Raw genomic sequence first — 19109 nt, 5'->3', positions numbered from 1 at the left:
TCTGCTTCGGAGCGGCGTCGGGTACCTCCACGGCGAGCGGCGAAACCTCAGTGCGGAGCCCGCTCCTCGAGCGCCGTGCGCCAGGCGGGGACCGGGTACTGCGGGGCCGGCTCGGGGCGCCTGCCGCCCCGCGCGAAGAAGTCGGCCAGGGGCAGGATCGCGGCGCCGACGGTGACGGCGTCGGGACCGAGCCGCCCCAGGTCGACCGTCACCTTCTGGGCGGGGTGCGTCAGTGCGTACGACACCGCGTGGCGCCGTACGGCGGGCAGGAAACGGGTGCCGAGCTGGAGGCCGGCCCAGCCGCCGATGAGGATGCGCTCCGGCTGGAAGAGGTTGATCAGGTCGGACAGGCCGGCGCCCAGGTACTCGGCGGTCTCCTCCAGGACGGCGAGCGCGACCGGGTCGGCCGCCTCGCCGTCGGCCGGGTAGGCGGCGGCGAGCATCGCGGTCAGGGCGGTCTCCTCGTCGGTGCCCTCGGGCACCCGCCCGTCCTCCTCCCGCCAGCGGGCCAGCAGCGACTCGGCACCCGCGTACGCCTCCAGGCAGCCGAGTGCTCCGCAGCGGCAGCGGCGGCCCCTGACCCGGACGGTCAGGTGTCCCCACTCGACCGCCCGGCCCTGCTCGACCTCGGGGGTGACGAGGCTGGCGCCGACCCCGGAACCGAAGAGGACCACGACCGCGTTGCGCGCGCCGCGGCCGGCGCCGAACCACATCTCGGCCTGGCCCAGGGTCTTGGCCCCGTTGTCGATGAGGTACGGGACGGTGTCCGGCAGCGGTGAGCCGGCCCGCAGCAGTGCCTCCAGCGGGACCGCGTCCCAGCCGATGGTCTGGCCGTGCACCACGGCACCGCGGTCGGCGGTGTGCTCCACGATGCCGGGGACGCCGATCCCGGCGCCGAGCAGCCGCTCGGGCGGGAGCCCGGCCGCGGCCAGCACCTCGGCGACGCCCTCGCGGATGTGCCCGACGATGACGTCGACGTCGTAGCGCTGGGGGGCCAGCGGGCGTTCGACGCGGGCGAGTTCGGTGAGCGTCAGGTCGAACAGCTCGACCCGCACCCGGGTCTCGCCGACGTCCACGCCGATCATGTGGCCGCTGGCGGGGGCCACGCGCAGCAGGGTGCGCGGGCGGCCGCCGTCGGAGTCGACGCTGCCGGCCTCCTCCACCAGTCCGTCGGCGACCAGGTCGGCGACCACGTTGCTGACGGAGCCGGAGCTGAGTCCGGTCGCCGGGCCCAGCTCGAAGCGGCTGAGCGGTCCGTCGAAGTAGAGCCGTTGCAGTACGGCCGTACGGTTGGCCCTCCTGAGGTCGCGCACCGTGCGCCCGTTCCGCCCCGCCATGTGGTTCCTCCCGTACGTGCCCGGTCTGCAAGATACCTCTGCGGTACGACCGTACGCGACTTCCCTTGGTACTTAATTCATGCTATGAACTCGCCTCCCCGAAATTCGGTGGCCACTCGGCCCGTAGGCTATCTAGGCTAGGTGAAAACCTAGAGACCCTAGGTTGATCCTTGACCCCGATTTCCCTGGACCAGGTGGAGACTTCCCATGAGAGCACTCGACGAGCTGGACGTCCGCGGCTCCTTCATCAACTGCTCGAAGGGCGAGGCCAAGCGCATGGCCGTCCCCCGCGACCTGGACGAGCGCCCCTGGGACGATCTCGACTTCCTCGGCTGGCGGGATCCCGGGGCGCCCGACCGCAGCTTTCTGGTCGCCGATCTCGACGGGCGCCTCACCGGTGTGGCGCTGCGCTTCCAGCCGGCCAGGAGCGGCTACTTCCAGCGCAGCATGTGCGCGCTGTGCCTGACCACCCACCCCCGGGGCGGTGTGTCGCTGATGACCGCGCGCAGGGCCGGAGCGGCCGGCCGCGAGGGCAACACGGTGGGCCTGTACATGTGCACCGATCTCGCCTGCTCCCTGTATCTGCGGGGCAAGAAGGTGTCGCAGAGCGGCGCCCGCTTCGAGGAGAGCCTCACCCTGGAGGAGCAGGTCGCCCGGACGCTGGGCAATCTGTCCGCGTTCGTCGCCAAGGTGACCGGCTGACCCGTCCGGCGGCGCCCGGCGCGTGAGAGGGGTCCGGCCGCCCGCGTCCGGCTACCGTCCTGATCGGACACGTTCGAGGCGCCTGCGGAAGGGAACAGCCCGAGGATGCGGGATGTGCTTGAGGCCGCGAGGGCGGCTCTGCGCCGGGTGAAGTGGCTGCGGGACCCGATGGTCGTGCAGGCCCTGCGCTCGGCCGCCGCGGCTTCGATCGCCTATGTCATCGCGGTACGGCTGACCCCCGACAAGTCGGCCGCCCCGCTGACCGCTCCGCTGACCGCCCTGCTGGTCGTCCAGGTCACCCTGTACGCCACGCTGAAGATGAGCTTCCGCCGGGTGAACGCCGTGGTCGCGGGCGTCCTGGTCGCCATCGCCTTCAGTCAGCTGGTCGGGTTGAGCTGGTGGAGCCTGGGCCTGATCATCCTGGCGGCGCTGGGTGTCGGGCACCTGGTGCGCGCCGAGGAGTTCACCGCCGAGGTGGCGATCAGCGCGATGCTGGTGCTCGGCGTGACCTCGCACGGGAGCCTGGCCTGGGCCCGGGTGGTGGAGACGCTGATCGGGGCGATCGTCGGACTCGTCTTCAACCTGGTCCTCGCGCCTCCGGTGTGGGTGGAGCAGGCCGGGGAGTCCGTCGTGGGGCTGGCCCGGCAGGTGCGCCAACTGATGCTGCGCATGGGCGAGGAGGCGGCCGGCAGCACACCGTTCCACGAGGCGGCGGCCCGGCTGCACGAGGCCCGCCGGCTCGACCACGACATCGGCGAGGTGGACGAGGACCTGCGCCAGGCCGAGGACAGCCTGCGGTTCAACCCCCGGGTGCGCGAGGGGCTGCTCCACCGGGTGGTGCTGCGCACCGGCCTCGACACCCTGGAGATCTGCACGGTGGTCATGCGGGTCCTCGCGCGCAGCTTCACCGACCTCGCCAAGGACCGGGAGCCGGAGCCCCTGTTCGCGCCGGAGACGGGCGCCGCGATCCAGCAGCTCCTGTCCGAGATCGCCGATGCCGTGGTGAGCTTCTCGGTGCTGGTCACCAGCAACGCGAGCGAGAACGCCGAGTCCGCGGAGGAGCGCCTCACCGCCGAGCTGCGACAGGCCGCGGCCACCCGGGACAGACTGGCCGACCTGCTGCTCGAGGAGGTCCGGCGCGACGAACGGCAGTGGCAGCTGCGGGGCGCGGTGCTGGCCGAAGTCAACCGGATCATCGACGAGATGGACACCGAGCACCGCTCCCGCCGGCTCCTGGAGGAGCTGGACCGCCACACGCGCGAGCAGCGCGAGCGCATGCCGCGGCTGACCCGGCTGCGGGACCGGGCGCGGGCCGCGCTGCGCCGGCGGAACCGCGGCACCGCCGCCCGGCGTTCCCCTTGAGGAACGACGAACCACGAACGACGAACGGCGCGCGGCCGACGACGACGCGTGAACGGCGAAACGAGGGGGCGCTCGGATGACCGACACCAGTGTGCGGATCGACGGGAACCGGCTGACTCTGCCGGGTGGTGCGACGGTCCGCTTCGTACGCACCCTGCGGCTGCCGGAGACGGGCACGCATCCGCTGCCGCCCGGGCTCGGCGAGTTCCCGGTCCGCCGGGTCTCCGACTACGCCGACAGCGTGCCCGAGGCGTGGCGGGCGCGGGGCGGTGTGATGCTGCCGGTGTACCTGCGGGAGGCCATGTGGCTGAGTTTCGCGGGCACCCGCGAGCCCGCCGCGCTCCAGGTAGGGGTCGGCAAGGTGTGCGCGGTCTCGGGCCGGCCCTGGAGCGACCGGCTGTCCCGGGACCCGCAGAACTACGTGGTCCTTCCCCGCCAGCCCTGGCTGGACGGCATCAACTCCGGGACCGGCACGGTCCGTCAGTTCGTGGCGGTGCCGCTCGGCATGGGGGCGACCGTCGAGGGCCAGGTCACCGGTGAGGAGGTCTGGGGCGGGGTCCAGTTGCAGGCGTTCACGCTGGGCGAAGCGGAGCTGGCCCGCTGGCGCGAGGAGGAGCGGCGCCGCGCCGAGCGGGCCCGCAGGGCGCCCCGTTCCGGCGGGGTGTTCGGGGCCGCGGCGCCGCTGTCGGCCCCGCCCGCCCCGGGCGCGGCCCCGGGCTACGGCGGTGCGCCCCGGGCCCGTTCGGCGCCGGCCATGGGGCTCGGCGTCGGCGGCTCCATGCGCCAGGAGGTGTACCGCGACCAGCGGCCGCTGACGGACTGGGCCGAGCGGCCGGCGGGCCGGGTCTTCGTGCACCTGGTGACGCCGCCCGAGTGGCACCGCATCACGGGTGAGGCCCCGCCGCCGTCCCCCGTGGACCGGGCCGCCTACACCCGGGCCGGCCTGCCCTGGTACGACTACTACGACCAGGACGCCCACGATCTCGCGCCCACCGAACCGCTCCAGGACGTGAAACCGGTCGGGGACTGGATCGGCGACGACCACGAGCCCTGGCAGCCGCCCGCGCCCCACCAGGTCCACCCGCTGGGGGACGCGCCGGGCAAGCCGGTGCAGGACGGGGACTGGTAGGGCGCGGGGAGCGGAACGGGTGCGGGAGGGCGGCATGCACGGGTACGGCTGGAGCAGGCGGCGCTTCGTCGGGCTCCTCGCGCGGACCGCCACCGCGGCGGCGGCACTGCCCGCGGCGGCGTGCGGTGGCCCGGCAGGGACGCGGACGCCGGCCGCGACGCCCACCGCGGCCCGCGCGAGCGAGGGCGCGTCCGGCAGGGAGCGGGGGGCCTCGGGCCCCCGGCCGCTGCTCCTGGGCACCTACACCTCCGCCGAGGGCGGCGGCAAGGGCATCGGGCTCGCCGAGTACGAACCCGGCACCGGCCGGATCACCGGCCACGGCCTCCTCGCCGAGGTCGACGACCCCTCGTACCTGGCGGTGCATCCCGATGGCCGGACCCTGTACGCGGTCGGCGAGCGCGAGGCGGGGGCGGTGACCGCCGTCCGGCTCGCGGACCACAGGGTGCTGGGCAGCCGGAGCACCGGCGGCGCGGCGCCCTGCCACCTGTCGGTGCACCCGGGCGGGCGCTGGCTGTTCAGCGCCAACTACGGCTCGGGAAGCGTCGCCGTGCACCCGATCGACGCCTCGGGCGCGCTGGGCGAGCGCACCCACCTGGTCACGCACTCCGCTCCCCCGCCGGGCCCGGGACAGCGAGGCCCGCACGCCCACCAGGTCGTCACCGCCCCGGACGGGGGCCACGTCCTCGCCGTGGACCTCGGCACGGACACCGTGTACACCTACCGCCTGGACGAGGGCGCGGGGACCCTCACGGAGGTCGCGCGGGCACGGACCCGGCCGGGCGCCGGGCCCCGGCACCTCACCTTCCACCCCGGCGGACGCCACGCCTATCTCGCCAACGAGCTCGACGACACGGTCGCGGTCTGCGCGTACGACCCGGGGACGGGGCGTCTGACCGTCGGCGAGGCGCAGTCCACCGGGGCGGGGCCGGGCACCAACCACCCGGCGCAGCTCCTGGTCACGGCCGACGGCGCGTACGTCTTCCTCGCCAACCGGGGGCACGACAGTCTCGCCCGGTACGCGGTTCAGGCCCAGGGCGCCCGGCTCCGGCTGCTCGGGACGGTGCCGGTGGGCGGGGACTTCCCCCGGCACATCGCCTTCTCCCCGGACGGCGGGCTGCTGTTCGCGGCCAACCAGCGTTCCGGCACCGTCACCGTGTTCCGGGTCGGCGCGGACGAGGGGGAACTGCGCCCCGCGGGCGAGCCGTTCGCCTCACCCGTCGCCGTCTGTGCGCTGCCGCTGTAGGGCCCGGGGGCAGGAGGCGGCGGCCGCCTGGCCGAGCAGCACGTGCACCCGCTCCGTGAGCTGCGCGATCTCGTCGGCGGGCGCGTGGAACGGCAGGCGTACGTCGCCGTGGTCGCGGATCCGTTCGATGCGCAGGGTCAGTCCGTGCCGGTCGACGGCGAGCGGCCGCACCCGGACCGCGCCGTGCAGGCTCTCCGGGTCGACGAGCCGGGTCAGCCGCTGCACGGCGTCGCCGTGGCAGTCGGCGAGATGGGTCAGCAGCCGCGCCTCGGCCAGGGCCAGCGGATCGGGCGCGGCGGCGGTGAACTCGTCGACGTCGACCACGACGGCACCGGACGGCCGGCGCAGCACCACCCGGGTGGGCCGGAAGGCCAAGTGTCCGTCCGCCACCGCGAACCAGCCGGCCAGCCAGAGCCTGGCCCTGATCCGGCCGCGCACCGGGACGGGCGCCACGTCGGCGAACTCCAGCACGGCGGACGGCTCCCCGCGGGGCGCGCACACCGCCGCCGCGAGCAGGGCACTGTCCTCGGGCACGTGCAGGAGCACCCGGCCGTCGTCGGTCACGCTGTGCGCGCCGACGAACTCCTCACGGCCGCCCTCCGCGGTCACCGCGCAGGACCAGGCGGCGGCGAGCACGGAGCGGGCCTGCTCCGCCGCGGCGGGCGCGGCCGTCCAGGTGTGGCTGTCACCCATCCCAACCTCCGTTCGGCAATTCATTAGGTAAGGCTCACCTAACCTATCGGAGATCGGGGAGTGCGCCAACCACGACATCTCCTCGAACCGGTGTCCGGTCGGGCACCCTCAGGGTGCGATGGCTCCCAACAGCGCCCGTGCGCACAGGTCCCGCACCTGCTCGCGGGCGGGTTCCGGGTCCCGCAGCCACTCCAGGCAGACCGCGGTGGTGAAGGCCAGCCAGCCGCGCACCGCGAGGCGAACGTCACCGCGCTCCTCGAAGGCCGGGCCGAACTCCGGGTCGGCGGCCAGGGCGGCGAGGATCTGCCGTTCCTGTGCGGCCAGTGCCTGCCGGTAGACGCGGCGCACCGCACGGTCGCCGGCCGCGTCGGCGCGGTGGAAGGCCCGGTAGCCGTGCGCGTGGGCCCGCACGTACTCCAGGTAGGCGTCCAGGCCCGCGGTCAGTTGCTCGCGGACCGGGACGCCGGGCACGGCCGCCGTCATCCGCAGCATGCGGGCGCTCTCCCGCTCGACGACCGCCGCGAAGAAGTCCCGCTTGTTCGGGAAGTAGTGGTACAGCAGTCCGCGGGAGACTCCGGCGATCTCGGCGACCTGCTCGATCCACACCTCGTCGTACGGGCTCTCCGAGAACAGCCGCGCGCCCACCGAGAGCAACTGCTCCCGGCGCTCGCCCGTGCTGAGCCGGCGGCGGGTGCGCTCGCCCTGGTTCGCGGCCATGCCCAGCACCTTACTTGACGCGGGTTCAACAACGGGTCGAGACTGGGGCGCGTTATTGAACCCATGTACAACACGCTCGCCTCGGCTCGTGCAACACGCCGCTGCGTCAAGGGAGATCGCGTCATGGCCCAGACAGCGAGGGAAACGCCCCGGGACGGACTGCCGAAGGGCTTCCGCAGCGCCGAGCTGGGCTGGCCCGAACTGCACCGCATCCCGCACCCGCCCCACCGGCTGCCCCTGCTCGGTGACGTCGTGGGCGCGAGCAGGCGCACCCCGATGCAGGACTCCCTGCGGTACGCGCGGCGGCTGGGTCCGATATTCCGGCGGCGGGCCTTCGGCAAGGAGTTCGTGTTCGTGTGGGGCGCCTCCCTCGCCGCCGACCTGGCGGACGAGGCGCGGTTCGCCAAGCACGTGGGCCTGGGCGTGGCCAACCTGCGGCCGGTGGCCGGGGACGGACTGTTCACGGCGTACAACCACGAGCCCAACTGGCAGCTCGCGCACGACGTGCTGGCGCCCGGGTTCAGCCGTGAGGCCATGGCCGGGTACCACGTGATGATGCTGGACGTGGCGGCGCGGCTCACCGACCACTGGGACCGGGCCGAGGCGTCGGGCCGGACGGTGGACGTGCCCGGAGACATGACCAAGCTGACGCTGGAGACCATCGCGCGCACCGGTTTCGGCCACGACTTCGGCTCCTTCGAACGCCCTCGCCTGCACCCCTTCGTCACCGCCATGGTGGGCACGCTCGGCTACGCGCAGCGCCTCAACACCGTGCCGGCGCCCCTCGCCCCCTGGCTGCTGCGCGGGGCGAGCCGCCGCAACGCCGCCGACATCGCCTACCTGAACCGCACCGTCGACGACCTCGTCCGCGCACGCCGGGCGGCCGACGGCGGGGACGGTGCGGGCGACCTGCTCGACCGGATGCTGGGGACGGCCCACCCGGAGACCGGTGAACGGCTGTCGCCCGAGAACGTCCGCCGCCAGGTCATCACCTTCCTCGTCGCCGGTCACGAGACCACCTCGGGCGCGCTCTCCTTCGCCCTGCACTACCTGGCGCGGCACCCCGAGGTCGCGGCCCGGGCCCGCGCCGAGGTGGACCGGGTGTGGGGCGACACCGAGGCGCCCGGCTACGAGCAGGTGGCCAGGCTGCGCCACGTGCGCCGGGTCCTCGACGAGTCGCTGCGGCTGTGGCCGACCGCCCCCGGCTTCGCGCGGGAGGCCCGCGAGGACACGGTGCTGGGCGGCAGGTACCCGATGCGGCGCGGCGCCTGGGCGCTGGTGCTCACCGGCATGCTGCACCGCGATCCCGAGGTGTGGGGGCCGGACGCCGAGCGGTTCGACCCGGACCGCTTCGAGGCCAAGGCCGTGCGGTCGCGCGCCCCGCACACGTTCAAGCCGTTCGGGACGGGGGCGCGGGCGTGCATCGGGCGGCAGTTCGCGCTGCACGAGGCGACGCTGGTCCTCGGTCTGCTGCTGCGCCGCTACGAGCTGCGGCCCGAGCCCGGCTACCGGCTGCGGGTGACCGAGCGGCTGACGCTGATGCCGGAGGGGCTGCGTCTGCATCTGGACCGGCGGGCCCCGTCGACGCCCGTGCCCGCTCCCCGCACGGACGACGCCGAGGCACGGGAGGACGGCGCCGGGAACGCCGGTTCAGCGTCCCGCTGTCCAGTGCACCGGGCGGGAGACTGAGTCCGGCAGCCTGGTCCCGGGGCCGCCCCTGGCCGCGTTGACCTGCGGCTGGGTCAGGAAGAAGGCGCCCGTCAGGTCGGCGTCGGTGAGGTCGGTGTCACGCAGGTCCGCGCCGATCAGGTCGGCGCCCCGCAGGTCCGCGCCGGTGAGGTCGGCGGCGATGAGGTAGGCCCCGCGCAGATCGGCCCCGGCGAGGTCGGCGCCCTTGAGGCGGGCGCCCATCAGGTCGGCGTTGCGGCGGTTCTTCCTGCGGCCGCGGGTGCCGGCCCGGACCAGCTCGCTGGTGCGCAGCAGGAGCACGTTGACCCGCTGCCGGTGTGCGGGCACGTCGAGGGCGGCCAGCTCCTCGGGGGTGCCCCCGGCGAGGCGTTCGGTGCCGGCTAGGGCCTCGCGGAGGTCGGCGTGGACCGGGCGGGCGGCGGGCAGGGTCAGTGCCTCGGTCAGGTACCAGAGCAGCTCGTGCAGTTGGCGGACGACCGGGAACACGTCGAACATGCGGCGGGTCCGCTCCGGCGGGCCGGTGCGCCAGTCGCCGCCGCCGAAGGTGACCTGCGAGACCCGCTGTCCGGCGCCGAAGCAGTCGTAGACCGTGCAGCCGGTGAAGCCGCGTTCCCGCAGCGTCGCGTGGATGCCGCAGCGGTGGTCGGTGCGGAGATTCGCGCACGGCGTGCCGGCGTCCTTGTCGATCGCGAAGTCCGCCGAGCGGGCGAACGGCAGGGCCACGCAGCACAGGCCGAAGCAGCTCGCGCAGTCGCCGCGCAGTTCCGCCCGGGCCCGGGCAGCCGTCCGGTCCGCCGTGTGTTCTCCCATGTCGTCGAGGATACGGGCCGCCGCCGCGCGGGTCCGAGGGCGGCCCCGCGCGGCCGGTCAGGTCTCCAGCCCGGAGAGGTCCAGCCGGGCCAGCCGCTCCGGGTCGGACAGGATGTACAGGCCCGTGACGAGGCCGTCGGCGACGGTGACGTAGGTGACCGAGACCGGGCGGCCCTCGGACACGGCGACGGTGCCGACCGCGCCGTTGACCAGGACGACGCGGGCGAGAGGTGCGAGGTGGCGGAAGTGGAACGCCCCGGTGGCGACCGTCCGGGCGCCGCGCACCACCTTGGACGCCGCCACGCCGCGGGCCAGTGCGCCGGCGTCGGCCCGCAGCACGACGTCCGGGTGGAGGACGGACACCAGGGCCTCGAAGTCACCGGCGCGGCTGGCGGCGAGGAACGCCTCGACCGCCCGGCGCTGGCGGGCGAGGTCCGGTTCGACGGCGGGGCTCGCGTCGCGCACCCGGCGGCGGGCCCGGCTGGCGAGCTGTCTGGTGGCGGCCGGGGTGCGCTCGACGATCGGCGCGATGTCGTCGAAGGGCACGGCGAACATGTCGTGCAGGACGAACGCCAGCCGCTCGGCCGGTTCCAGGGTCTCCAGCACGACCAGCAGGGCGATGCCCACCGAGTCGGTGTGCAGGGCCTCCTGCTCCGGGTCGGCCCGGGGCAGGCTGCGCAGCACCGGGTCCGGCACGAAGGTGTCGAACCCCTCGGTCATCGGCTCCTCGCGCCGCGCGGTGCGTGAGCGCAGCAGGTTCAGGCAGATCCGGCCGGTCACCGTGGTCAGCCAGGCACCGAGGTTGTCGATGCCGTCCCCGCCGGAGCGGCCGAGCCGCAGCCATGCCTCCTGGACGGCGTCCTCCGCCTCGGCCAGTGAGCCGAGCATGCGGTAGGCCACCGCCGCGAGCTGCCCGCGGTGCTCCTCGAACCGCTCCGCCAGACGCTCCTGTCCCCGCGTGTCCTGCGCGTCCCGCATGTCCTGCTCCCCCCGTACGCCCCGCTCCCCCGCCACGCCGCTACCGTCCGAAGACTTCGAAGGTCACCGCCGGCCGTCCGCCGAACCGCTCCCCGGCGGCCTGGGCGAAGCCGGTGAGGAAGCCGCGCACGTACGTCTCCGGGTCCTCCTCGGTCAGCACCTCGATGTACGTGCGGTGTTCGAGCAACGAGCGCACCGCCCGCTCCATCCCCGGGCCGGCGTCCACGGCGTGGGTGGGCGAGGAGGAACCGGCGACCGCGACCCAGCGGACGCCGTTCCAGGGTTCGAGGCCCTGCTCGGTCAGCTCCGGGAAGATCCACCGGTTCCCGGCGTCGCCGGCCGCGTCGAGCGTGGCACGGCCGACGGCGACGTGGTCCGGGGTGTTCCAGGCGATGCCGCCCCAGGTGTCCCGGTGGTTGAGGGTGATGACCAGCTCGGGCCGGTGCCGGCGGATCGCGGCGGCGATGTCGCGGCGCAGCGCGGTGCCGTACTCGATGACACCGTCCCGGTGGTCGAGGAACTCCACCTCGCTGACCCCGACGACGGCGGCGCTCGCCCGCTGCTCCCGCTCACGCAGCGGGGCGCACTCGGCGGGGGGCAGGGTGTCGATGCCCGCCTCGCCCCTGGTCGCGAGCAGGTAGGCGACCTCGCGGCCCTCGTCGGTCCAGGCCGCGATCGCCGCCGAGCAGCCGTACTCCAGGTCGTCGGGGTGGGCGACGACGGCGAGGGCCCGGCGCCAGTCGCCGGGCATGGGCTCCAGTTGCGTGATCGTCGGCTCCGTCATGCCCGCACACTAACCCGCGCCAGCGGCGTCCCACCGCGATTTCAGGCCTCGTCCCTCACGTCTCGTCGCGGGCCAGCGCGAGCAACCGGTCCAGGACCCGGGGGCCGCCGGCCCGTACGCCGTCGTGCTCGAACTCGTCGGTGACCCAGGTGCGCAGGCCCCGGATCGCGCGGGCGGTGGTCAGCGAGTGGGCGGTGTCGACGTACATGTCGTCGTGGTAGACGGCCGCGGCGGCCGGCACCTCGTTGGCGGCGAGGCGGGTCGGGTCGTACAGCGGCGTCCAGTCGGTGCGGGCGGCGAGCAGTTCGGCCGTCTCGCGCAGCGGGCGCAGGGCCGGGTCGCAGTCGAACATCCAGGGGTGGATGGACTCGCCGGTGAAGAGCAGCGGTTCGTCGCCCGCGAGGGCCTTGGCGGCGTCGAAGCGCGGGAACTCGGCGCGCACCCGCTCGGCGGACCAGTCGGTGGGCCGGGCGTCCTGGCCGTAGATGGCCTCGTGGACGAGGGCGTACAGCGGGCGGCCGGCGTACGAGAGCAGTCCCTGCGCCTGCTCCTGGAAGGCGTCGGAGAGTTCGTGTCCGTTCGCGGTGCGGACGAAGGCGTCCTCCAGCAGGAAGTGCAGTCGGTGGCTGCCCTCGCCGCCGCCGAGCATGATGCCGAGGGACTGGAACGCCTCCACGGTGAGGCGGTAGCCGTTCGGCAGGACCACGTCGTGGCTCAGCAGGTGGTCGGCGATGCGGCGGGCGCGCTCGACGTCCTGCGGGTAGCGGGCGTAGTGCGCGACGACCTTGCGCTCGATGCGGGGGTAGGCGGCCCGGTAGACGTCGTCCGCGTGGGCGTCCAGGGAGGGCAGGCCGCCGGTGATCAGGGCGGCGCTCAGGCCCTCGGGGGCCAGCGACAGGTAGGCGACGGTGCAGAAGCCGCCGAAGCTCTGGCCGAGGACGGTCCAGGGGGCGCCGCCGGTGACCTGGGGGCGGATGGCCTCGCAGTCGCGGACGATGGCGTCGGTGCGGAAGTGCGCGAGGTAGTCGGCCTGCTCGGCGGGGCCGCCGCGCAGCGGGAGCGTCTGGCGGTTGGCCGGGGTGGAGGCGCCGGTGCCGCGCTGGTCGAGGAGCAGCACGCGGTACTCCTTGAGGGCCCGGCCGAACCAGGCGGGCCGGCCGACGAAACGGTCCGCCTTGCCGCCGGGGCCGCCCTGGAGGTACACCAGCCAGGGCAGGTCCTTGTCGGCCTTGTCGCTCGCGACGGCTTCGCGGGCGTAGAGCTCGATCGTCTCCCCGGTGGGGTCGGCGTGGTCGAGGGGCACGGTGAAACGGCGGTCGGTGAGGACGACGCCTGGCTGGCGGTAGCTGACGCTCAAGGGGTCTCCCGGGGCGGTCGGATCTCACGGCCGATTCTTTCGGCCGCGTCCCAGTTCAGCACACCGTCCTGCGGCCGCCGACCCCCGGGATCATGAAATCGTTTCGGACGACCCACTGAACGGCCGGTCAGCGGGCGGCGAGGCTGGAGCGCCGCACCACCAGTTCCGGCTGGAGGACGACCCGCCGGTGCGGATGGGACCGGTCCGTGCCCTCCAGCTCGGTCTCCTCAAGGAGCAGTTCGGCGGCCATGGCGCCCATGGTGACGGCGGGCTGGCGCACGGAGGTGAGCGGGACTGCCGCGGCGGCGGCGAACTCGATGTCGTCGTAGCCCACGATCGCGAGGTCGTCGGGGACGCCGACCCCGGCGGCGTACATGGCCTGCAGGACGCCGAGGGCGAGCAGGTCGTTGGCGCAGAAGACGGCGGTCGGCCGCTCGGCGAGGCCCAGCAGGCGGGCGCCGGCGTCCCGGCCCGCGGCGACGTCCAGGCGCTCGGTGGGCAGTTCGCGCAGTGCCTCGGGGCCGAGCCCGGCCTCGGCGAGCGCGGCGAGGGCGCCGGTGCGGCGGTCGCGCACCTGGTTGAGGCCGGGCGGGCCGCTGACGTAGGCGATGGAGCGGTGCCCGGCGTCCACGAGGTGGCGCACGGCCAGCGCGCCGCCCGCGACGTCGTCGACGGAGACCGAGCACTCGGTGGTGCCCTCGGCGACCCGGTCGACCAGCACGAAGGGGATGTTGTGGCGCCGGAAGCCCTCGATGTTGCGGCCGGTGGCGTCGGCGGGGGTGAGCAGGACCCCCCGGACCCGCTGCTCGGCGAAGAGCGACAGGTACTCGGCCTCCTCCCCCGGGTTCTGCGCGCTGTTGCAGACCATCACGCCGAGCCCGGCCTCGCGGGCGGCCCGCTCGGCACCGCGGGCGACGTCGACGAAGAAGGGGTTGCCCATGTCCAGGACGAGGAGCCCCATGATGCGGCTGCGTCCGGCGCGCAGCTGGCGCGCGGACTCGCTGCGGACGTAGCCCAGCCGGTCGATCGCGGACAGCACCCGCGCGCGGGTCTCGGTGGCGACGGTGTCGGGGCGGTTGATGACGTTGGAGACCGTGCCCACGGAAACTCCGGCGGCGCGGGCGACGTCCTTGATACCCACGGAATGGGCCATCGGGCAGGGACCTCCGAGGTCGAAGTGGGTGTGGGGGGGCGGCCGCGGGACCTTCACACAGTACCCGGGCCGCCCCCTGCGGGGCCGCAGTCAGGCGAGGTGGAACACCTCGGTGAGGGGTTTCATCGCCTCGTCGGGGCGGTCACCGTCGAGGGACTCGAACAGCGGGCCCATCTCCGCCTGCCAGCGGGCGTTGACCTCGGTGGCCTCCATGCCGGCCCGGGCGGCGGCGAAGTCCTCGGTCTCCAGGTAGCCGACGAGCAGGCCGTCGTCACGCAGGAAGAGCGAGTAGTTGTGCCAGCCGGTGGCGGAGAGCGCCTCGCACATCTCCGGCCACACCGCGGCGTGGCGTTCGCGGTACTCCGCGATGCGGTCCCTTCGGACCTTGAGCAGGAAACAGACGCGCTGCATGGACTGCCGCTCCCGTACGTTCGTGACTAGAAGTCGAACTGGTCGACGTTGTCGGCGGTGAACACGGTCGGCTTGCCGAGGTCGATCACACCGTCCTTGCCGATGGTGTACTCGCCCATGGCGCCGGCCTTGAAGGTCTCGCCCTCCTTGCCGGTGATCTGCCCGGAGGACAGGGCGACGGCGGTGCGCGCGGCCAGTTCGCCGAGCTTGGCCGGGTCCCACAGCTCGAACGCCTCGACGGTGCCGTTCTTGACGTACTTGCGCATGTCGTTGGGGGTGCCGAGGCCGGTCAGCTTGACCTTGCCCTTGTACTTGGAGCCGGACAGGTACTGGGCGGCGGCCTTGATGCCGACGGTGGTCGGGGAGATGATCCCCTTCAGGTCCGGGTGCTCCTGGAGCAGGCCCTGGGTCTGCTGGAAGGACTTCTGGGCGTCGTCGTCGCCGTAGGCGACCTTGACCAGCTTGATGTCCTTGTACTTCGGGTCCTTCAGCTCGTCCTTCATGATCTCGATCCAGGCGTTCTGGTTCGTCGCGGTCTGCGCTGCGGACAGGATCGCGATCTCGCCCTTGTTGCCGATCTGCTCGGCCAGCTGCTGCACCTGGGTGCGGCCGATGTCGTCGGCGGATGCCTGGGAGATGAAGGCGTTGCGGCACTCGGGGTTGGTGTCCGAGTCGTACGTGACGACCTTGATGTCGTTCTTCATCGCCTGCTTGAGCGCGGTGCACAGGGCGCCCGGGTCCTGCGCGGAGACGGCGATGGCGTCGACCTGCTGCTGGGTGAGCGTGTTGACGTAGGAGACCTGGCCGGCGGTGTCGGTGCCGCTGGAGGTGCCGACCTCCTTGTAGCTGGAGCCCAGCTCCTTGAGGGCCTTCTCGCCGCCCTTGTCGGCGACGGTGAAGTAGGGGTTGTTGACCTGCTTGGGCAGGAAGCCGACGGTCAGTCCCTTCTTCGTCTCGGCGTTCGGGTCGGCCTTGCCCGCCGTGGCGGCCTTGGCGCCCTCGTCCTTGACGTCCTCCTTCGTGGTGCCGCCGCAGGCCGTGGCGGCCAGGGCGAGGGAGGTGACGGCGGCGAGGGCCGCGCAGGTACGGCGGATGGACGACTTGCGCATGGTGGGTTCCTTACGAGGGTGGACGGAGCCGGTGACGGGGTTACGCGGTGGGGGCGGGCGCCTTGGACGGGGGCGCCGGTGCCGCCCTGCGTCCGGCCCTCGCGAGGGAGATCTGCCGTGCGACGCGGGGGCCGAGCACGGACAGGACGAGCAGGACGCCGGTGACGACGATCTGGGACTGGGCGGAGACGTCCTGGAGGCTCATCACGTTCTGCAGCGCGCCGAGCAGGAACACGCCCGCGATCGCCCCGCCGAGCGTGCCCTTGCCGCCGTCGAAGTCGATGCCGCCCAGGAGCACGGCGGCGACGACGGACAGTTCGAGGCCGGTGGCGTTGTCGTAGCGGGCGCTGGCGTAGTGCAGGGCCCAGAAGACGCCGGTGAGGGACGACATCAGGCCGGTCAGCGTGAACAGGAGCAGCTTCTGCCGCTTGACCCGGATGCCGGCGAAGCGCGCGGCCTCCTCGCTGGCGCCGATGGCGAACAGCGACCGGCCCAGCGGCGTGGCGTGCAGGGCGACCACGGCGATGGCCAGCAGCACGAGGAACGGCAGGAAGGCGTACGGCAGGAAGGTGCCGTCGACGCGCCCCGCCGCGAAGTCCAGGTACTGCGAGGGGAAGTCGGTGACCGCGTCGGAGCCGAGCACGATCTGCGCGATGCCCCGGTAGGCGGCCATGGTGCCGATGGTGACGGCGAGGGAGGGCAGCCCGAGACGGGTCACCAACAGGCCGTTGACCAGACCGCAGACCACGCCGAGCAGCAGGCAGATCGGAATGATCGCCTCGATGGTCATGCCCTGGTTCCACAGGGCGCCCATCACCGCGCCGGACAGGCCCGCGGTGGAGGCCACCGACAGGTCGATCTCGCCGGAGACGACCAGCAGCGTCATCGGCAGGGCGATGAGCGCGATCGGCAGGGTGTTGCCGATCAGGAAGGACAGGTTGAGGGCGTTGCCGAACCCGTCGACGAAGCCGAAGGAGAGCAGCAGGACGACCACGAGGAGGGCGCCTACGACCGTGTCCCAGCGGACGGCGCGCGTCAGGGAGGTGTCAGCCATGGCGGGCGTTCCTCTTCTTCAGGGCGTTGGCCACGCGCAGCGCGACGATCCGGTCGACGGCGATGGCGAGGATGAGCAGGATGCCGTTGATGGCCAGCACCCACACGGAACTGACGCCGAGGGCGGGCAGCACGCTGTTGATCGAGGTCAGCAGCAGCGCGCCGAGGGCGGCGCCGTAGACGCTGCCGGAGCCGCCGGTGAAGACGACGCCGCCGACCACCACGGCGCTGACGACGGTCAGTTCGTAGCCGTTGCCGGTGCCGGAGTCGACGTTGCCGAAGCGGGCGAGGTACAGGGCGCCGGCGAGTCCGGCGAGGGCGCCGCAGAAGGTGTAGGCGGCCAGGATCCGCTTGCGGACCGGGATGCCGGCCAGCCGGGCGGCCTCCGGGTTGGAGCCGAGCGCGTACAGCTCGCGTCCGCTGCCGAACTGCTTGAGGTAGTACGCGGTGGCGACGAGCACCGCGAGGGCGATCAGCGCCAGCCACGGTACGGCGGAGATGCCGCCGGAGCCGAAGTCGACGAAGCCGCCGGGCAGGTCGGCCGCGGTGATCTGCCGGGAGCCGACCCAGATGGAGTCGATGCCGCGGATGATGTAGAGGGTGCCGAGGGTGACGACCAGGGCCGGCACCTGGCCGAGGCTGACCAGCAGGCCGTTGAGGAGGCCGAAGCCGATGCCCATCAGCACCGCGAGCAGCACGGCGACGACGGGGTTGCCGCCGTCCTGGAGGTAGACGCCGGCGGCGAAGGCGCTGATGCCGAGGGTGGAGCCGACGGACAGGTCGACGTTGCGGGTGATGACGACCAGGGACTGTCCGGTGGCGACCAGGACCAGGATGGTCGCGTTGAGCAGCAGGTCCTTGATGCCCTGCTCGGACAGGAACTCGCTGTTGCCGGCCTGGGTGATGGCGATCATCACCAGGAAGACCAGCAGGATGGCCAGTTCGCGCATCTTGAAGATGCGGTCCACCAGCCGGGTGGCGCCCGCCTTCGGCACGTCGGCCGCGGGGGCCTTCTCGGGTGTGGTGACCGTCATGCGGCGGCCCTCCCCGTGGCTGCGGCCATCACGGTCTCCTCGGTGGCGTCGGTGCGGGAAATCTCGGCGGTCAGACGTCCCTCGTGCATCACCAGGACGCGGTCGGCCATGCCGAGCACCTCGGGCAGGTCGGAGGAGATCATCAGGACGGCCACGCCGTCGGCGGCGAGCCGGCTCAGCAGCCGGTGCACCTCGGCCTTGGTGCCGACGTCGATGCCGCGGGTGGGTTCGTCGACGATCAGCACCTTGGGGCCGGTGGCCAGCCACTTGGCGAGGACGACCTTCTGCTGGTTGCCGCCGGACAGGGTGGCGACGGTGTCGGCGATGCGGGCGTACTTGACCTGGAGCTTGACGGCCCAGTCGAGGGAGCGGCTGCGCTCGGCCCCGCGGTCCACGAGTCCGGCCCTCACGGTCGTGCGCAGGCCGGTGAGGCCGATGTTCCGCTCGATGGACATGTCCATCACCAGCCCCTGGGCGCGGCGGTCCTCCGGGACCAGCGCGAGACCGGCGGCCATCGCGGTGGACGGGGCACCGTTGACGAGCGGCTTGCCGTCGACCTCGACCTCCCCCGCGTCCCAGCGGTCGACGCCGAAGACGGCGCGGGCGACCTCGGTGCGTCCGGCGCCGACCAGTCCGGCCAACGCCACGATCTCACCGCGGCGCACCTCGAAGGAGACGTCGGTGAAGACGCCCTCGCGGGTCAGCCTGCGCACGCTGAGGGCCGTCTCGCCGGGGGTGACCTCCTGCTTGGGGTACAGCTCTTCGAGGTCGCGGCCGACCATGCGGCGAACCAGGTCGTCCTCGGTCATGCCCTCCAGGGGCTCGCTGGCGATCCAGGCGCCGTCGCGCAGGGTGGTGACCCGCTTGCAGATGCGGAAGATCTCCTCCAGGCGGTGGGAGATGAACAGCACCGCGGCGCCCTGTTCGCGCAGGGTGCGCACCACGCCGAAGAGCCGGGCCACCTCGCTGCCGGTGAGGGCGGCGGTCGGCTCGTCCATGATCAGCACGCGGGCGTCGAAGGAGAGCGCCTTGGCGATCTCCACGATCTGCTGGTCCGCGATGGACAGGCCCCGTGCGGGCCGGTCGGGGTCGAGTTCGACCCCGAGGCGCAGCATGAGTGCCGCGGTGGCGTCGTGGGTCGCCTTGTGGTCGATGCGGCCGAGGGCGCGGCGCGGCTGGCGGCCCATGAAGATGTTCTCGGCGATCGACAGGTCGGGAAAGAGGGTGGGCTCCTGGTAGATCACGGCGATGCCGGCGTCGCGGGCGTCGCCGGGACCGTGGAAGACGACCGGCGCGCCGTCGAGCAGCACCTGGCCGGCGTCCGGCCGGTGCACTCCGGCCAGCGTCTTGATGAGGGTCGACTTTCCGGCGCCGTTCTCGCCGGCGAGGGCGTGCACCTCGCCGGGGAACAGCTCCAGGGAGACGTCCCGCAGCGCACGGACCGCGCCGAAGGACTTGGAGACGTCCCTGAGCGCCAGAACCGGGGCCGTACCCGTGTCGGACGGGTGGGTCATTGGGGGCTCCTCGACGACGCCGGCGGGACGGCCC

18 protein-coding genes are annotated in these 19109 nt (G+C 73.3%); 5 read left to right on the top strand and 13 right to left on the bottom strand.

Features of this window, described 5'->3' with window-relative positions; genetic code table 11:
• Positions 1-47: 47 nt before the first annotated feature.
• On the bottom strand, positions 48-1337 hold the full coding sequence (locus IE258_RS29500; RefSeq protein ID WP_189748518.1) for an ROK family transcriptional regulator: 1290 nt from the start codon (positions 1335-1337) through the stop codon (positions 48-50).
• 207 nt (positions 1338-1544) lie between these two features.
• On the opposite strand from IE258_RS29500, the gene IE258_RS29495 reads away from it, so the two are divergent.
• The 4 genes from IE258_RS29495 (at position 1545) to IE258_RS29480 (ending at position 5773) form a co-directional block, all read left to right on the top strand.
• Positions 1545-2039, top strand: coding sequence for an FBP domain-containing protein (locus IE258_RS29495; protein WP_189748516.1), 495 nt, complete (start codon positions 1545-1547; stop codon positions 2037-2039).
• Positions 2040-2144: 105 nt separating this feature from the next.
• Positions 2145-3401 (top strand): FUSC family protein, encoded by a 1257-nt coding sequence (locus IE258_RS29490; RefSeq protein ID WP_189748514.1) that lies wholly within the window; start codon positions 2145-2147, stop codon positions 3399-3401.
• Between the two features lie 76 nt (positions 3402-3477).
• Entirely contained in the window at positions 3478-4530 is a 1053-nt protein-coding gene (locus tag IE258_RS29485; RefSeq protein WP_189748512.1) for a hypothetical protein, read from the top strand.
• 34 nt (positions 4531-4564) lie between these two features.
• Positions 4565-5773 carry a lactonase family protein gene (locus tag IE258_RS29480; RefSeq protein ID WP_189748511.1) on the top strand — a complete coding sequence of 403 codons (1209 nt, stop codon included), beginning with the start codon at positions 4565-4567 and terminating at the stop codon, positions 5771-5773.
• Here IE258_RS29480 and IE258_RS29475 read toward each other — a convergent pair.
• Together IE258_RS29475 and IE258_RS29470 are read right to left on the bottom strand one after the other, a co-directional pair.
• Positions 5741-6466, bottom strand: coding sequence for a DUF2470 domain-containing protein (locus tag IE258_RS29475; RefSeq protein WP_189748508.1), 726 nt, complete (start codon positions 6464-6466; stop codon positions 5741-5743). The genes IE258_RS29480 and IE258_RS29475 overlap by 33 nt on opposite strands.
• A gap of 108 nt (positions 6467-6574) precedes the next feature.
• Positions 6575-7183, bottom strand: a complete 609-nt coding sequence (locus tag IE258_RS29470) for a TetR/AcrR family transcriptional regulator (protein ID WP_189748505.1) — start codon at positions 7181-7183, stop codon at positions 6575-6577.
• Positions 7184-7306: 123 nt separating this feature from the next.
• On the opposite strand from IE258_RS29470, the gene IE258_RS29465 reads away from it, so the two are divergent.
• Positions 7307-8872: a cytochrome P450 gene (locus tag IE258_RS29465; protein ID WP_189748502.1), complete on the top strand. Its 1566-nt coding sequence runs from the start codon at positions 7307-7309 to the stop codon at positions 8870-8872.
• On the opposite strand, the gene IE258_RS29460 is transcribed toward IE258_RS29465, so the two are convergent.
• The 10 genes from IE258_RS29460 to IE258_RS29415 all read right to left on the bottom strand — a co-directional run bounded on the left by IE258_RS29460 (position 8834) and on the right by IE258_RS29415 (position 19075).
• Complete coding sequence (locus tag IE258_RS29460; protein ID WP_189748490.1) at positions 8834-9682, bottom strand: pentapeptide repeat-containing protein; 849 nt, start codon at positions 9680-9682, stop codon at positions 8834-8836. The genes IE258_RS29465 and IE258_RS29460 overlap by 39 nt on opposite strands.
• 57 nt (positions 9683-9739) lie before the next feature.
• Complete coding sequence (locus tag IE258_RS29455) at positions 9740-10660, bottom strand: sigma-70 family RNA polymerase sigma factor (protein WP_189748487.1); 921 nt, start codon at positions 10658-10660, stop codon at positions 9740-9742.
• Positions 10661-10700: 40 nt separating this feature from the next.
• Entirely contained in the window at positions 10701-11444 is a 744-nt protein-coding gene (locus tag IE258_RS29450; RefSeq protein WP_189748485.1) for a PIG-L deacetylase family protein, read from the bottom strand.
• Positions 11445-11499: 55 nt separating this feature from the next.
• Entirely contained in the window at positions 11500-12801 is a 1302-nt protein-coding gene (locus IE258_RS29445; protein ID WP_189748482.1) for an alpha/beta fold hydrolase, read from the bottom strand.
• 127 nt (positions 12802-12928) lie between these two features.
• A complete protein-coding gene (locus IE258_RS29440; RefSeq protein ID WP_189748479.1) occupies positions 12929-13954 on the bottom strand; it encodes a LacI family DNA-binding transcriptional regulator in 1026 nt (341 codons plus the stop codon).
• Positions 13955-14044: 90 nt separating this feature from the next.
• Positions 14045-14365, bottom strand: coding sequence for an L-rhamnose mutarotase (locus tag IE258_RS29435; RefSeq protein WP_159326128.1), 321 nt, complete (start codon positions 14363-14365; stop codon positions 14045-14047).
• 26 nt (positions 14366-14391) lie between these two features.
• Entirely contained in the window at positions 14392-15474 is a 1083-nt protein-coding gene (gene rhaS, locus IE258_RS29430; protein ID WP_189748476.1) for a rhamnose ABC transporter substrate-binding protein, read from the bottom strand.
• A gap of 40 nt (positions 15475-15514) precedes the next feature.
• Positions 15515-16528, bottom strand: coding sequence for an ABC transporter permease (locus IE258_RS29425; RefSeq protein ID WP_189748474.1), 1014 nt, complete (start codon positions 16526-16528; stop codon positions 15515-15517).
• On the bottom strand, positions 16521-17561 hold the full coding sequence (locus IE258_RS29420) for an ABC transporter permease (RefSeq protein WP_159326125.1): 1041 nt from the start codon (positions 17559-17561) through the stop codon (positions 16521-16523). Before IE258_RS29420 ends, IE258_RS29425 begins: the two co-directional genes overlap by 8 nt.
• Complete coding sequence (locus tag IE258_RS29415) at positions 17558-19075, bottom strand: sugar ABC transporter ATP-binding protein (RefSeq protein ID WP_189748470.1); 1518 nt, start codon at positions 19073-19075, stop codon at positions 17558-17560. Before IE258_RS29415 ends, IE258_RS29420 begins: the two co-directional genes overlap by 4 nt.
• Positions 19076-19109 lie beyond the last annotated feature (34 nt).

The organism is Streptomyces tendae, assembly GCF_014650435.1.
Taxonomy (GTDB): Bacteria; Actinomycetota; Actinomycetes; order Streptomycetales; family Streptomycetaceae; genus Streptomyces; species Streptomyces tendae.
The sequence above is the reverse complement of the archived record's forward strand: the minus strand, read 5'-3'. Positions and strand labels throughout refer to the sequence as shown.

Coding starts and splice junctions, on each gene's coding strand:
- IE258_RS29500 (WP_189748518.1), bottom strand. CDS start 1,337: ATGGCGGGGCGGAACGGGCGCACGGTGCGCGACCTCAGGAGGGCCAAC.
- IE258_RS29495 (WP_189748516.1), top strand. CDS start 1,545: ATGAGAGCACTCGACGAGCTGGACGTCCGCGGCTCCTTCATCAACTGC.
- IE258_RS29490 (WP_189748514.1), top strand. CDS start 2,145: ATGCGGGATGTGCTTGAGGCCGCGAGGGCGGCTCTGCGCCGGGTGAAG.
- IE258_RS29485 (WP_189748512.1), top strand. CDS start 3,478: ATGACCGACACCAGTGTGCGGATCGACGGGAACCGGCTGACTCTGCCG.
- IE258_RS29480 (WP_189748511.1), top strand. CDS start 4,565: ATGCACGGGTACGGCTGGAGCAGGCGGCGCTTCGTCGGGCTCCTCGCG.
- IE258_RS29475 (WP_189748508.1), bottom strand. CDS start 6,466: ATGGGTGACAGCCACACCTGGACGGCCGCGCCCGCCGCGGCGGAGCAG.
- IE258_RS29470 (WP_189748505.1), bottom strand. CDS start 7,183: ATGGCCGCGAACCAGGGCGAGCGCACCCGCCGCCGGCTCAGCACGGGC.
- IE258_RS29465 (WP_189748502.1), top strand. CDS start 7,307: ATGGCCCAGACAGCGAGGGAAACGCCCCGGGACGGACTGCCGAAGGGC.
- IE258_RS29460 (WP_189748490.1), bottom strand. CDS start 9,682: ATGGGAGAACACACGGCGGACCGGACGGCTGCCCGGGCCCGGGCGGAA.
- IE258_RS29455 (WP_189748487.1), bottom strand. CDS start 10,660: ATGCGGGACGCGCAGGACACGCGGGGACAGGAGCGTCTGGCGGAGCGG.
- IE258_RS29450 (WP_189748485.1), bottom strand. CDS start 11,444: ATGACGGAGCCGACGATCACGCAACTGGAGCCCATGCCCGGCGACTGG.
- IE258_RS29440 (WP_189748479.1), bottom strand. CDS start 13,954: ATGGCCCATTCCGTGGGTATCAAGGACGTCGCCCGCGCCGCCGGAGTT.
- IE258_RS29435 (WP_159326128.1), bottom strand. CDS start 14,365: ATGCAGCGCGTCTGTTTCCTGCTCAAGGTCCGAAGGGACCGCATCGCG.
- rhaS (WP_189748476.1), bottom strand. CDS start 15,474: ATGCGCAAGTCGTCCATCCGCCGTACCTGCGCGGCCCTCGCCGCCGTC.
- IE258_RS29425 (WP_189748474.1), bottom strand. CDS start 16,528: ATGGCTGACACCTCCCTGACGCGCGCCGTCCGCTGGGACACGGTCGTA.
- IE258_RS29420 (WP_159326125.1), bottom strand. CDS start 17,561: ATGACGGTCACCACACCCGAGAAGGCCCCCGCGGCCGACGTGCCGAAG.
- IE258_RS29415 (WP_189748470.1), bottom strand. CDS start 19,075: ATGACCCACCCGTCCGACACGGGTACGGCCCCGGTTCTGGCGCTCAGG.